Origin of the sequence: Streptomyces roseofulvus (genome assembly GCF_039534915.1) — a bacterium.
Classification (GTDB): domain Bacteria; phylum Actinomycetota; class Actinomycetes; order Streptomycetales; family Streptomycetaceae; genus Streptomyces; species Streptomyces roseofulvus.
In genome coordinates, this window is the sequence record NZ_BAAAWE010000001.1 from 1,870,391 (window position 1) to 1,883,827 (window position 13,437).

Sequence of the window (13,437 nt, forward strand, 5' to 3'; positions counted from 1 at the left end):
CCCCAGGTCACAGGAGGGGTGCCGGTTCGAGCGGGGTGACCTCGACGGGGAAGCCGTTGAGGACGGCGGTGCCGGAGAGCGGGTCGAGGAGGGTGCCGTCGAGGAGCTGGTTGACGTTGACGCCGGGGCGGGCGGCGGCCACGGAGAGGCGGGTGCCGGGGCGGTCGTGGCCCCAGCCGTGCGGGAGGCTGACGACCCCGGGCCGTACCGCGTCGGTGACCTCGATCTCCGCCGTCAGCTCGCCGCCCGCGCCCTTGATCCGGGCGGGGGCGCCGTCGGCGAGCCGCAGCCGGCCGGCGTCGTCCGGGTGCACCTGGAGGGTGCAGCGGTTCGAACCTCCCGTGAGGGCCGGGGTGTTGTGCAGCCAGCTGTTGTTGGAGCGCAGATGGCGGCGGCCCACCAGCTGGAGCGTCCCCGGCTCGGGTACGACGGCGAGGGCGGCCCGCAGCCGGGGCAGGTCGGCGGCGATCGGCTCGGGGAGGAGTTCGATCCGGCCGCTGCGGGTCCGCAGGACCTCGTCCAGGCGGGGCTTGAGCGGGCCGAGGTCGATGCCGTGCGGGTGGGCCTTGAGCTCGTCGAGGGTGAGGCCGTACGGGCCCAGCCGCAGCATCAGGTCGAGCCGCCGCTCGGCGCCGCTGTCGCCGGTGAGCCCGGCGGCGAACTCCTTGGGGTCGGCGCCGTACGCGGGTGAGTGCGGCTGGGTGACGGCCCGGGCGAGGGCGGTGTCGACGGCGAGGTCGTCGACGGCGGACGGCGGCGCCCCGTGCATGCCGGAGGCCGCCAGGACCAGCCGGGCATGGATCTCGCACTCGTCCATCCGCCCGGGCTCCAGGGGCACGGCGGCGGGGGTGTAGCGGACCTGGTCGCGGACGGCGAACGCGTTGAAGGCGAAGTCGAAGTGGGCGCTCTGGGAGGGCGGCGGCGGGGGCAGCAGCACGTCGGCGTGGCGGGTGGTCTCGTTGAGGTAGGGGTCGACACAGACCATCAGGTCGAGGGTGTCGAGGGCGGCGTCGAGCCGGAGTCCGTCCGGGGCGGAGAGGACGGGGTTGGCGGCGATGGTGATCACCGCCCGGATGCGGCCCTCCCCCGGGGTGTCGATCTCCTCGGCAAGCGCGGCGAGCGGGAACTCCCCCTTGACCTCGGGGTGTCCGGAGACGCGGCTGCGGCGGCGGCCGAGGAGGAAGCCGCGGCCGGGCCCGGCCGGGCGGGGCGCGGGCGTGGTGGCGGAGCGGGGGAAGAGGGCGCCGCCGGGCCGGTCCAGGTTGCCGGTGAGGACGTTGAGGACGTCGACGAGCCAGTTGGCGAGGGTGCCGTGGGCCACGGTGGAGCTGCCCATCCGCCCGTAGACGGCGGCGGTGGGCGCGGCGGCGAGTTCCCGGGCGACGGCACGGATCGTGCCGGGGTCGAGTTCGCAGACGGGGGCGACGGCCTCGGGGGTGAACTCCCGTACGGCGTCCCGGACCTGGTCGATGCCCTCGGTGCGGTCGGCGAGCGGGCCGGGGTCGGCGAGGTCCTCGGCGAAGAGGGTGTGGACGAGGGCGGCGAGGAGGAGGGCGTCGGTGCCGGGCCGGGGGGCGAGGTGGCGGTCGGCGAGGCGGGCGGTGCGGGTGCGACGGGGGTCGACGACGGTGAGTGTGCCGCCGCGGCGGCGCAGCGCGGCGAGTCGGCCCGGGAAGTCGGGGGCGGTGCACAGACTTCCGTTGGAGTCCAGCGGGTTGGCGCCGATGACCAGGAGGTGGTCGGTGCGGTCCAGGTCGGGCACGGGGACGGCGAAGGGGTCGCCGAAGAGGAGGCCGCTGGAGACGTGCTTGGGCATCTGGTCGAGCGTGGAGGCGGTGAAGAGGTTGCTCGTGCCCGTGGCGCGGAGGAGGAGCGGCGGGTAGAGCGCTCCGGCCATCGTGTGGACGTTGGGGTTGCCCAGGACGATGCCCAGGGAGTCGGGGCCGTAATCCTCGATCAGGGGGCGGATTCTCGCCGCGATGAGGTCGAACGCCTCCTCCCAGCTCGCCTCGCGCAGGCTGCCGTTCTCGCGGACGAGCGGGGTGCGCAGCCGGTCGGGGTCGGTGTCGACCTGCGGGAAGGCGGCGCCCTTGGGGCAGACGAAGCCTCGGCTGAAGACGTCGTCGCGGTCCCCGCGGGCGCCGGTGACCCGGCTGCCGTCGAGGGTCAGGACGAGTCCGCAGGTTGCTTCGCAGAGCGGGCAGATGCGCGGGGCGGTGGTCATGACGTCTCCCGGGGGCGGTGGCGGGGCGGCGGCTCGGCGTGAGCATACCGACCGGTAGGCACGGCGGGGAGGGGGCGACGCCGGCGGGTCTGCCGCCGCTCGGTCCGTCAGGAGGAGAGGGAGGGGGCGAGATAGGCGTGGAGGAGCTGGCGGGTCTCGTGGATGAGGGCGGCGTCGCCGTCGGGGTCGGCACGGAAGGCGAGGCGGACGAGGGTGTCGGCGGTCTCGACGCCGACGAGGACCTTGCGGCGCAGCGTCTCGTCGGAGGCGCGGCCGAGGTGGGTGGCGAGCAGGCCGCAGATCCGCTCGGCGACCAGGCCGTTGGGGTCCTCGGGGGCCGCTCCGCCGGGCTCCTCGGCGGCGGGGACTCCGAAGTCGACGAGGGCGAAGCCGGGGACGCTGCGCTTCATCGCGATGAACTCGTCGAGGACGCCGTCGATCGCGGAGTGCGCGTCGAGGACGGGGGTGCGCTCGAAGCGGGCGGCGATCAGCTCCGCGTACCGGTCGAGGTTGCGGTGGGCGAGGGCGGCGACCATGGCCCGCTTGTTGCCGAAGAAGCGGTAGACGGAGCCGATCGGGACGCCTGCGCGGACGGCGACGGCCCGGGTGCTCAGCTGTTCGTAGCCGGTCTCGTCGAGGAGGCCGGCGCAGGCGTCGAGGATGCGGGCGAGCCGCTCGGCGCTGCGCTGCTGGACGGGGGTGCGGCGGAGCGCGGGCGGCGGGCCCGACGGGCGGGGCTGGGGCACGGGGTCCATGATGCCGCTCCGATCCTCTTCAGGCGATGAGCAGTCCGATGCCACCGAGGGTGTACGCGATCATCAGCGCGAACAGCGGGAGTTGGCCGGCGACGGCCCGGGCGGGCGGGAAGAGGCGGACGGACCGGTCGTGGGCGGCGACGACGCCGAGGACGTGGCCGGTGACGATCGCGGCGATCTGGAGGAGGGCGAGGCCCCCCGGGCCCAGTGGTGGAGCGGGCGAGGGGGCGTTGTCAGTGCCCGCTGCCATCATGACGGTACGTGTTCCTTCGACCGCGAGGAGTGAGAAGTAGTGGGCGGTGAGATAGCCGAGGGCGATGGGCAGCAGTGAGTGCGCGAAGGAGGTGAGGGGCGTGGTGAGGGCACGGTTCAGGAGACGGAGAGCGCCGGCGCAGAGGGCGTAGCAGGCGGCGGCGAGGGCGACGGCGGCGAGGAGGCCGAGGGTGGCGAGGACGGTGGGGTCGAGGGAGGAGGTCTGGAGGGCGGTGATCCAGCGGGGGTTGTCGGAGAGGCCGTCGTAGGCGGTGGTGCCGAGGAGGACGCAGACGGTGGCGACGAGGCCGGGGGTCTCGGGGGTGGAGTCGAGCCCGTCGAAGGGAGAGCGGAGCACGAGCCGGCCGTCGGCGCGGCGGCCGAGCGGGGAGAGCCGGGCGAGGAGGGAGGAGTAGACCTCGAAGGGGTCGGCGTGGGCGAACCAGGCCGCGCCGTGGCGGGCGGCGCCGAGGAGCTGGACGGCGAGATGGACGGCGAGGGCGGTGAGGAGGACGGCGCGGGAGGTGTTGTCGGGGGCGACGAGTTCCAGCCAGGCGAAGAGGAGGAGCCCTGCCGCGGCGGGACGGATGCCGACGGCGGCGGGGATCGGGCGGGGGTGCGCGGCCGGGCGGAGTGAGAGGAGGGCGCGCAGCGGGTTGAGGAGCCGCCAGACGGGGCCGAGGAGGAGGGAGGCGGGCACGAGTCCGACCCAGAGGAGGACGTAGAGGGCGCCGGGGGCGGGGTTGCGGTCGGGGTCGTCGGGGCCGAGGAGGAGGTGGGCGAGGAAGAACAGGGCGAGGGCGGCGCCGAGGGTACGGAGGGCGGTGCGGGTGGCCGGGGCGTCGGCGAGGCGCTGGAGGGAGGCGGGCAGGGCGCGGCCGGCGTGGTCGCCGCGGAAGCGGGAGGCGGACCAGAGCAGGGCGAGGCCCAGGAAGGAGACCAGGAGCGCGGTGAAGGCGCCGGCGTAGGCGTAGAAGGGAGAGAGGGGCAGGTCGTGCTGGGCGCCGACGCCATGGGCGAGCGGGAGAGGAGGGGGCGGGACGACGGTCACCGGACCACCAGTTGGGTGAGCACGAGTCCGGACTCGTGGGTCTCCACCTCGAAGAGACCGGTGCGGTCGGCGGTGAGGTCCAGCGTGGCCGGGGCGCCGGGGGCGAGGACCGCCTCGCGGTCGTAGCCGTGGACGTGGACGGTGTCGGCCCGGTCGGAGGTGACGCGGAGGGTGATCCGCTCCCCCTTCCGCACCTCGACCCGGGAGGGCGCGGGGGTGACGGTCGTGCCGGTGACGCGGATGTCGAGGGTGCGGCCGGCGGGCGTGGGGGGCGGGGCAGGGGTTCGAGTGGGGATTCGGGTGGGGATTCGGGTGGGGGTGGGGCCGGTGGGCGGGGTGGGGGAAGGGGTGGAGGTCGGGGACGGGCCGGAGGTGAGGGAGAGGGTGGCCTGGACGGGCCGGCCGGAGACGGCCCAGACGGTGTGGTCGTCGGCGTGGAGCCGGACGGTGAGGGTGCGGGCGCCGGGCGGGAGGTGGAACCAGGGGCCGTAGGCGCGGGTGGTCTCGCGCCCGTCGGCGAGGACACGGGCGTGGCCCCGGCCGGCGAGGGCGGCGCCGCCGGTGGACTCGGGGGTGAAGCGGAACCTCTCCACGGTGAGGTGGACGTTCCAGCCGCCCTCGGTGTCCGGGCGGGCCTCGGCGCGGACGGCGGGCGCGTCGGCGGCGGGGAGTTCGCGGAGGCGGTGGCCGGACTCGTCGCGCGCCGCGAGCAGGGTGCCGACGGTGCCGGTGGCCTGCTCGTGGCCGGTGCCGGGCTTGTGGTGGGTGGTGGGGCGGCCGCCGCAGCCGGCGGCCAGGAGCAGGGCGGCGGCGACCGCGGCCGCCGTGAGCGGGGCCGTACGGAGACGGGCCCGCGCGCGGCGGGACACGGAGCGGGAAGCGGGGACGCGGTCGGGCGTGGACCGGGGGGCGGAGGCGGGTCGGGGGGCGGGGACGGACCGGGGGGTGGAGGACCGGGGGGCGGGGACGGACCGGGGGGTGGAGGACCGGGGGGCGGGGGCGGACCGGGGGTGGTCGGGGCGGGTCATGCCGTGGTCTCTTCCGCGGGTGCGGCGGGTGCCGCGGGCTTCGCGGGCGCTGCGGGTTCCGGGGCCGGGGGTTCGGGGGTGGTGGGCGGGGGTGTGGGGCGGGTGCCGGCGGCGATGACGGCCCACAGGACCCAGACGACGCCGAGGAGGAGGCGGAGCCAGGCGGGGCTGAGGGGGATGCCGGGGATCATCAGGACGGCCTTGTCGAAGGCGTCGAGGAGGGTGAGCAGGCCGAGGACGACCGTGGTCCACGCGAAGACGGGGCGGGTGGGGCGCAGCAGGAGGCCGGTGACCGTCCACCAGGCGCCGGTGAGGAGGAGGGCGAGGGCGGGGACGTGGGTGGGGGCGAGGGTGAGGGTGGAGCCGGCGACGTCCAGGGCGAGGCCGGCGAGGCCGGTGAGGAGGGCCGCGGCGGCGAGGCGGCGGCCGCGCAGGCGGCGCCACCAGAGGGCGGTGCCGACGAGGGCGAGGAGGAGGGCGGCGGCGAGGGCGATCTGGGTCTCGACGCGCTCCAGGCCGCGGGCGCCGTACCAGTCGCAGCCGGCGGGGAGGCGGCGGGCCTGGACGTTGTAGTCGGCGCAGACGAGGAGCTGGGCGAGCTTGACGGGTTCGCCGGCGAGGCGGGCGGTGGCGCCGGAGACCTCGCCGCGGGCGGCGCCGCAGGTCGGCAGGGTGCGGGGGCTGGAGGCGCCGGTGTCGGACTGCCAGCAGTTCGCGCTGCCCTGGCCGTCCCACCAGACGTCGGTGCGGTTGGGGCGGGAGTTGCCGGCCTTGTCGGTGCCGAGGCGGTTGTTCGCGTAGCGGTTGTGGTGGGAGGTGTCGGTCTGCTTGGACCAGGCGGACTCGCCGCGGATGAAGGCGGGGACGGCGTTGAGGTAGAAGGCGGTGCGTTCGTGGCCGTAGATCCAGTTGTCCTCGTACAGGTTCCAGTTGCCGCCGGCGGTGATGATGCCGGAGCCGGGCGGCATGGAGATCTGGGGGCAGACGACGCCGTTCTCGTAGCCGCGTTCGGCGGGCGGCTTGGCGCAGGTGCCGTCGGCGACGTGGCGGTAGTAGTCCTCGTTGTTGTCGTGGATCACGTTCCGCTCGAACTTCGCGTGGTTCTGCGGGAGTCCGGGGTGGCCGGGGAAGGCGGAGTCCATCGAGGCGCCGCCCATGTTGTGGTCGAACTCGTTGTCGTGGACCCAGACGGAGTCCCCGGCGGTGCCGGAGTAGCCGACCATGTTGTGGTGGCTGCGGCAGCCGGTGATCTCGATGGAGTAGCGGGGGACGTCGTAGCCGCGCCCGTCGTTGATGTTCGAGGCCGAGCCGGGGTAGATGCCTGAGTCGCCGTTGCCGTAGGACTCGCAGTTCTTGTACAGGCCGTGGTCGGAGGCGAAGGTGAGGAAGCCGTACTCGTCGTTCCAGCGGGTCAGGACGTCGTCGATGACGAAGCCGTCGGCGGCGAGGACGTACAGCGAGTTGAAGGTGGTGCGCTGGGCGGTGAAGTTGCGGAAGTAGACGCCGTCGGAGCGGTCGGCGCGGATCGCGTTGAGCTTGGCGTACTTGGCGTCGATGACGACGTCGAGGCGGGAGGCGCCGGTGCCCTCGATCTGGAGGTCCCGCTTGCCGAGGACGGCGACGAGGTTCTGGTTGTGCGGGCAGCGCGCCTGCTGCTCGTAGGACAGGATCTGGTAGCCGAACGAGGAGGTCGGGGCGTCCAGGGAGGCGCAGGCGCCGGTGGGCGCGGGCAGCGAGGGCTCCTCCTCGTACAGGCCGGGCAGGATCGCGATGGTCATGCCGGGCCGGTCGACGGCGTCGACGGCCTGCTGGAGGTGGCGGAAGCCGGAGCGACCGCAGCGGGCGAAGAGCTCCAGGTTGCGGGCCTTGAGGGCGGCCGGGAAGGCGGCGATCCGGCGGTCGAAGTCGGCCCGGTCCGTCTTGCAGACGAGGAGGTCCGGCTCGCCCGTGCGGAGTTCCGGCACGCTGCCGGAGCCGTCGGGGAAGGTGACGGGCCGCTCCTCGTGCGCCTGGGCGCCGGGGGCGGTGAACAGGGCCGCGGCGAGCACCGCGAGCACGACCGAGAGCACGGAGACGAGCCTTCTGGTCCACGACATGGCGGCGAGAGTAGAGCATTGTTCATCTTTTTGACCCCACCGTGCGGGGAGGGATCGAGACCGGGCCGCGCGAGCTCGTCGGGCCGCCCCGTTGACGGGAGCGGCGCGGAATCCTACGGTCATCCATAGGAATCCTTTCAGGACCAGCGCAGGACAGGAGCGGGCGATGACGACCGAGCAGGCCAGGAAGACGGCCGAGGCGCTCACGTACAGCACCGGATTCGGCAACGAGCACGGCTCGGAGGCGCTCCCCGGCGCCCTGCCGGAGGGCCGCAACTCGCCGCAGCGCGCCCCGCTCGGGCTCTACGCCGAACAGCTCAGCGGCAGCGCGTTCACCGAGCCGCGGGCGCACAACCGGCGCTCGTGGCTCTACCGGATCCGTCCGTCGGCGGCCCACCCGCCGTTCGTCCGGACGGACAACGGCGCCGTCCGCACGGCGCCCTTCGCCGAGACCGTCGCCGACCCCAACCGGCTGCGCTGGAACCCGCTGCCCGAACCGGCGCCGGGCACCGACTGGCTGGCCGGCCTGTGGACCCTCGGCGGCAACGGCGACGCGACGCAGCGGACCGGCATGGCCGTGCACCTCTACCACGCCAACGCCCCCATGGAGCGGGTCTTCGGGAACTCGGACGGCGAGCTGCTGATCGTCCCCGAGCGCGGCGGCCTCCTGCTCCGCACCGAGCTGGGTCTGCTCGCCGCCCGCCCCGGCGAGGTGGCACTGATCCCCCGCGGGGTCCGCTTCCGCGTCGAGCTGCTGGACGAGACCGCGCGCGGCTACGTGTGCGAGAACTACGGCGCCCCGTTCCAGCTCCCCGACCTCGGCCCGATCGGCGCCAACGGCCTCGCGAACGCGCGGGACTTCCGTGCCCCCGTCGCCGCCTACGAGGACGTCGAGGGCCCGGTCGAGGTGGTCAACAAGTTCTGCGGCAACCTCTGGACGGCGACGTACGGCCACTCGCCGCTCGACGTCGTCGCCTGGCACGGCAACCACACCCCGTACGTCTACGACCTGCGCCGCTTCAACGTCATCGGGACGATCTCGTACGACCACCCCGACCCGTCCATCTTCACCGTCCTCACCTCGCCTTCCGACACCCCCGGCCTGGCCGGCGTCGACTTCGTCGTCTTCGCCCCGCGCTGGCTGGTCGGCGAGGACACCTTCCGGCCGCCGTACTTCCACCGGAACGTGATGAGCGAGTACATGGGCCTGATCGAGGGCGCGTACGACGCCAAGGCGGAGGGCTTCGTGCCCGGCGGCGGCTCACTGCACAACATGATGTCCGCGCACGGCCCCGACCGGGAGACCTTCGACAAGGCGAGCGCGGCCGAGCTGAAGCCGCAGAAGATCGACGACGGCCTGGCCTTCATGTTCGAGACCCGCTGGCCGGTGACGGCGACCGCGCAGGCGGCCGGCGCCGACCACCTGCAGCGGGGTTACGACGACGTGTGGCAGGGTCTGGAGCGTCATTTCCGGCCGTAGAGTCCTGCCTCAGCCGCCCCACCCCGTCGTCGTACGGAGAACGCCGTGACCGCCTTCGCTCCCGACTCGCTGGTCCTGAACCGCAAGCTCCCGCTGTGGTACCAGGTCTCGCAGTCCCTGCGCGCCTCCATACTGGGCCGCACGCCCGACGCCTCGCTGCGGCTGCCCACCGAGGAGCAGCTCGCCGCGCACTACGGCGTCAGCGTGCTGACCATGCGGCAGGCGCTCAAGGAGCTGGAGGAGGAGGGGCTGATCAGCCGGCACCGGCGGCGCGGCACCTTCATCGAGCCGGGCGCCCGGCGCTCCACCCCGCGCCGGCTGCTCGGCTCGATCGACGCGATCGTGGCCCAGCAGTCCGGCGAGCGGACCACGGTCCTCGGCCACGGCCCGGAGCCGGTGCCCGGCGAACTCGCCGAGCACTTCCCCGACCTGGCCGAGGTCGCCACCTACCGCCGGCTGCGCCGCGACGGCGAGAGCGGCGAGCCGACGAACTGGGCGGAGAACGCGGTCCGGCCGGAGTTCGCCGCCGCCATCGACCCGGCGGACCTGGAGCGCTGGCCGATGACGAAGGTGCTCCGGGACGTCGTCGGGGTACGGATCAGCCGGATCACCGACACGGTCGAGGCGCGCCTGGCCGACCCGGAGACGGCGGAGCTCCTCCAGGTCCCGCTGCTCTCCCCGATCCTCCACTACACCGGCGTCACCTACGACGACGGCGGCCGCGTCGTCGACGTCGCCCGCATCCGCTACCGCGGCGACCGCTTCTCCTTCACGGTGACGGTCGAGGCGCACTGACGCCTGCGCTCCGCGCTCGTTAGCATGCCGGGCGTGACAGAGGGTTCGGGGTGGCAGGGGGCCGCGGTGGGTGACGACGTGCCCCTGCTCGACGAGCTGATGCCGTGGTCGGTGGCGCCGCTGCGGTTCGGGCGGGCGTGGATCGTGGCGCCCGACGTGCGTACGCTGCGCGGGCGGTGGGACCGGCTGGTGGCGGCGGAGGGGGCGGAGCGGGAGGCGTTGTTCCGGCCGAGCCGGGCGCGGACGACGGGTACGGCGGTGGCGGCGCTGCCGGGGCAGCGGACCGGGACCGGGCGGTTCGCCCGCGAGACCGGGCCCTGTCCGGAGCCGGTCCGGGTGCTGTCCGGGCCGTTCGACGAGGAGTGGCTGCTGCCCGACCACCGGCTGATCGACACCGCCCGCCCCGAGCTGTGGCGGGTGGCGGGAGGTCCGCAGCTCTTCGCGGTGGAGCAGGGGTACGTGCCGGGGGCGGCCGGGCCGCCGCTGGTGGTGACCGGCGCGCTGCCGGAGGGGCGGTCACCGGCGGGCCGGCCGGGGCGGATCCGGCCGCTCTTCCGGCGTCCGGGCGGCGCGGAGCCGAATCTGGCGCCCGGTCTGGCCGGCTTCCTGCGGGAGCGGTACGGGGCGGTGGAGCCGGTCCGGTGGCTCGCCTGGGTCGTCGCGGCCGCGGTCCCCTCCCCCGCCGGGTGCCGGGTGCCGCTGCCGGCGGACCCGGAGGTGTGGGCGGCGGGGGTGGCGCTCGGGCGGGAGCTGCTCGACGTCCAGCTGCGGGGCGCGCTGAGCGGGACGCGGCCGCGGCTGCCCGGCGGGCGCCGGCCCTATGTGCGGGCGGCGGTCCCGGCGCGCCCCGAGGCACTGGCGTACGACCCCGTCGACGAGGTGCTGAGCGTCGGCGGGGGCCGGATCTCCCCGGTGCCGGCGGTGGCCTGGGAGTACCGGACCGGCGGGGTGCGGGTCCTGGAGCGGTGGTTCGCCCGCCGGACCGCGCCGGCCGACCCGGGCTCGCTGGAGGCGATCGGCCCGGCGGCCTGGCCGCAGGAGTGGACCTCCGAGCTGCTCGACCTGATCACGGTGCTCGCGCTGCTCGGTGAACGGGAGGCGGAGCGCGCCCCGTTCACGGCGGCCGGCGGCCCGGGCCGGGCGGCGCTGCGGGCGGCGGGCGTGCTGCCGGTCCCCGAGCGGGCGCGCCGCCCGGCCTCGGTCCTGGACCATCAGGAGGAGGGCCCGGAGGGCCAGTTCACGCTGGTGTGACGGTCCCGTCGGCGGGCCCGGCCGTCGCGAAGGAGTCGAGCAGCCGCGCGATGGTCATCGCGAAGATCTCGTCCGCGTCGACGGGGGCGGCGGGCTCCGCGAGCAGCGCGGCGAGGTGCGGGTACCGTCCGGTCGCCACCTGGCCCATCAGGTAGGCGCCGCGCACGGCCTGTTCCTCCTCCTCGGACCAGGGCAGGCCGCGGGCGCGTTCGGCGATGGCCTGCTCGTTCCGCACGGTCGCCATCACGGTGCCGTTGACCATCGCGATGAGCTGCATCTTGAGGCCGGCGGGCACGTCGAGCGGGGCGAGGCAGCCGAGGCACCACTCCAGATAGCGCAGCGCGTTCGGGCTGAAGCCGTAGGCGGTGGTCATGACCCGGGTGAGCCAGGGGTGGCGGTACATGATCGCGCGGGTCTGGCGGGCCAGCTCGGTCATGTCGGCCCGCCAGTCGCCGCTGGGCCGTTCCGGGAAGACGTACTCGGCGCTCGCGGCGTCGACCATCAGCTCGTACAGGTCCTCCTTGCGGGGGACGTAGTTGTAGAGCGACATCGTGCCGCAGCCGAGGTCGGCGGCGATCCGCCGCATGGAGACCGCGTCGATGCCGTCGGCGTCGGCGATGCGGACGGCGGCGTCGACCACGTCCTGCCTGCTGAAGGCGGGTTTGGGGCCGCGGCCCGCGCGCTCGGGGCGCGCCCAGATCACTTCGGGTTCGGCCGCTCGGCCCGCCATCTCATCACCTCGCTCCCCATCGTAGTTACGTACACCGTACGTAGTGCGGTACGGTCTCCGCATGACAACTACGTACGCTGTACTTAGTGAGGGCCTGGAGAAGCGGTACGGCGAGGTGCACGCCCTGCGCGGGCTCGATCTCGCCGTCCCCGAGGGCACGGTCTGCGGCCTCCTCGGGCCCAACGGCGCCGGCAAGACCACCGCCGTCCGGATCCTCACCACGCTCCTCGCCCCCGATGCCGGAAGCGCCCGCGTCGCCGGGCACGACCTGGTCCGCGACCCGGCGGGGGTGCGCCGGCGGATCGGCGTCACCGGCCAGTACGCCTCCGTCGACGGCGACCTCACCGGCGCGGAGAACCTGCGCCTCTTCGCCCGGCTCCTGCGGCTCCCGCGCGCCCGCGCCGACGAACTCCTGGAGGAGTTCGGGCTCGACGCGGCCGGCGACCGGCTCGCCCGCACCTACTCCGGCGGCATGCGGCGCCGCCTCGACCTCGCGGCGAGCCTGCTGGCCCGCCCCTCGGTCCTCTTCCTCGACGAGCCGACCACCGGTCTCGACCCGCGCAGCCGGGGCGCCGTCTGGGACACCGTCCGGGGGCTCGCGGCGCAGGGCACCACCGTGCTGCTCACCACCCAGTACCTGGAGGAGGCCGACCGGCTCGCCGACGACATCGTGCTGATCGAGGAGGGCCGGGCCGCCCACCGCGGCACCCCGGCCGAGCTGAAGGCGCTCGTCGGAAGCCGGGCCGAGGTCGTCCTCGCCGGGACCGGGCCGCTGGAGCCCGCCGCGGCGGTCCTGGACCGGCTGACCGGCTCGGCGCCGGACCTGGACGCCGAGCGCCGCACGGTCGGCGCGGTCACCACCGACCCCGCCCTCACCCTCCCCCGGCTGGTCCGCGAGATCGACGCGGCCGGGATCCGCATCGTCGACGCCTCGCTGCGTCCGCCCACCCTCGACGAGGTGTTCCTGCGCCTCACCGGACGGAAGGAGACCGCCGCGTGAACGCCCTCGCCCTCGAAGGCGCCGCCCTGGTCGGCCGCAACCTCCGGCGGATCCGGCACGCCCCCGCCCTCACCGTGATGACCCAGACGATGCCGGTCGTCTTCCTGCTCTTCTTCGGGTACGTCCTCGGCGGCGCCCTCGCCATGCCCGGCGCCGCGTACCGCTCCTTCCTCGTCCCCGGCCTGCTCGTCGCGACCGCCGCCGGCGGGCTGATGACCGGCATGTTCCAGGCCGCCCAGGACACCCACCGGGGCGTCACGGACCGGTTCCTGACCCTCCCGGTCGGGCGCGCCGCCGTGCCGCTCGGGCAGGCCGTCGCCGACCTGATCGTCTGCGCCGCCGGCACGGTCCCGCTGGTGCTGGTGGGGCTCGCCATGGGCTGGCGTATCGAGGGAGGCGCGCCGGCGGCACTGGGCGCCTTCGGGCTGCTGCTGCTCTTCCGCTTCGCGACGACCTGGGCGGGGATCCTGCTCGGCCTCGCCTCCGAGAGCGAGGAGGCGGCCGGCCAGCTCGGCAGCGCCGCCTTCATGCTGCCGCTGCTCTCGAACGCGTACATCCCGACCGACGGCATGCCGGGCTGGCTGCGCACGGTCGCCGAGTGGAACCCGATCTCCGCCGTCACCACCGCCGTGCGCGCGCTCTTCGGCAACGCCCCCGTGCCGGACGGCGCCGCCTGGCCGGTGGCCCACCCGGTCGCCGGCTCGCTGCTGTGGTCGCTCGGCCTGATCGCGGTCCTCGCGCCGCTCGCCGTCCGCCGGTACGGGCGCCGCTGAGC

11 protein-coding genes are annotated in these 13,437 nt (G+C 74.9%); 5 read left to right on the forward strand and 6 right to left on the reverse strand.

The genetic code is table 11. From position 1 onward, the window contains the following. Nucleotides 1-7: 7 nt before the first annotated feature. The 5 genes from ABFY03_RS08625 to ABFY03_RS08645 form a co-directional block, all read right to left on the reverse strand. On the reverse strand, nucleotides 8-2,224 hold the full coding sequence (locus ABFY03_RS08625) for a molybdopterin oxidoreductase family protein (protein ID WP_319007960.1): 2,217 nt from the start codon (nucleotides 2,222-2,224) through the stop codon (nucleotides 8-10). 107 nt (nucleotides 2,225-2,331) lie between these two features. Next, nucleotides 2,332-2,979, reverse strand: coding sequence for a TetR/AcrR family transcriptional regulator (locus ABFY03_RS08630; RefSeq protein ID WP_319007959.1), 648 nt, complete (start codon nucleotides 2,977-2,979; stop codon nucleotides 2,332-2,334). A gap of 19 nt (nucleotides 2,980-2,998) precedes the next feature. Continuing rightward, nucleotides 2,999-4,282 carry a hypothetical protein gene (locus tag ABFY03_RS08635; RefSeq protein WP_346169615.1) on the reverse strand — a complete coding sequence of 428 codons (1,284 nt, stop codon included), beginning with the start codon at nucleotides 4,280-4,282 and terminating at the stop codon, nucleotides 2,999-3,001. Further along, nucleotides 4,279-5,310, reverse strand: coding sequence for a cupredoxin domain-containing protein (locus tag ABFY03_RS08640; RefSeq protein WP_346169616.1), 1,032 nt, complete (start codon nucleotides 5,308-5,310; stop codon nucleotides 4,279-4,281). Before ABFY03_RS08640 ends, ABFY03_RS08635 begins: the two co-directional genes overlap by 4 nt. Next, nucleotides 5,307-7,406 (reverse strand): right-handed parallel beta-helix repeat-containing protein, encoded by a 2,100-nt coding sequence (locus ABFY03_RS08645; protein WP_346169617.1) that lies wholly within the window; start codon nucleotides 7,404-7,406, stop codon nucleotides 5,307-5,309. Before ABFY03_RS08645 ends, ABFY03_RS08640 begins: the two co-directional genes overlap by 4 nt. A gap of 166 nt (nucleotides 7,407-7,572) precedes the next feature. On the opposite strand from ABFY03_RS08645, the gene hmgA reads away from it, so the two are divergent. From hmgA to ABFY03_RS08660, 3 genes are read left to right on the forward strand one after another with little or no spacing between them, the layout of a single operon-like run. Next, nucleotides 7,573-8,886 carry a homogentisate 1,2-dioxygenase gene (gene hmgA, locus ABFY03_RS08650; protein ID WP_319007955.1) on the forward strand — a complete coding sequence of 438 codons (1,314 nt, stop codon included), beginning with the start codon at nucleotides 7,573-7,575 and terminating at the stop codon, nucleotides 8,884-8,886. A 45-nt stretch (nucleotides 8,887-8,931) separates the two neighbouring features. Continuing rightward, on the forward strand, nucleotides 8,932-9,681 hold the full coding sequence (locus ABFY03_RS08655; protein ID WP_346169618.1) for a GntR family transcriptional regulator: 750 nt from the start codon (nucleotides 8,932-8,934) through the stop codon (nucleotides 9,679-9,681). A gap of 24 nt (nucleotides 9,682-9,705) precedes the next feature. Next, nucleotides 9,706-10,932, forward strand: coding sequence for a type ISP restriction/modification enzyme (locus ABFY03_RS08660; RefSeq protein WP_386723697.1), 1,227 nt, complete (start codon nucleotides 9,706-9,708; stop codon nucleotides 10,930-10,932). On the opposite strand, the gene ABFY03_RS08665 is transcribed toward ABFY03_RS08660, so the two are convergent. Beyond that, nucleotides 10,919-11,662 carry a TetR/AcrR family transcriptional regulator gene (locus tag ABFY03_RS08665; RefSeq protein ID WP_319007953.1) on the reverse strand — a complete coding sequence of 248 codons (744 nt, stop codon included), beginning with the start codon at nucleotides 11,660-11,662 and terminating at the stop codon, nucleotides 10,919-10,921. The two genes, ABFY03_RS08660 and ABFY03_RS08665, sit on opposite strands and share 14 nt — an antisense overlap. Nucleotides 11,663-11,723: 61 nt before the next feature. On the opposite strand from ABFY03_RS08665, the gene ABFY03_RS08670 reads away from it, so the two are divergent. Together ABFY03_RS08670 and ABFY03_RS08675 are read left to right on the forward strand one after the other, a co-directional pair. Next, the gene (locus tag ABFY03_RS08670) at nucleotides 11,724-12,662 is read left to right on the forward strand and encodes an ATP-binding cassette domain-containing protein (RefSeq protein ID WP_319007952.1); all 939 of its coding nucleotides are present in this window, start codon (nucleotides 11,724-11,726) and stop codon (nucleotides 12,660-12,662) included. Then, a complete protein-coding gene (locus ABFY03_RS08675) occupies nucleotides 12,659-13,435 on the forward strand; it encodes an ABC transporter permease (protein ID WP_346169619.1) in 777 nt (258 codons plus the stop codon). Before ABFY03_RS08670 ends, ABFY03_RS08675 begins: the two co-directional genes overlap by 4 nt. Nucleotides 13,436-13,437 lie beyond the last annotated feature (2 nt).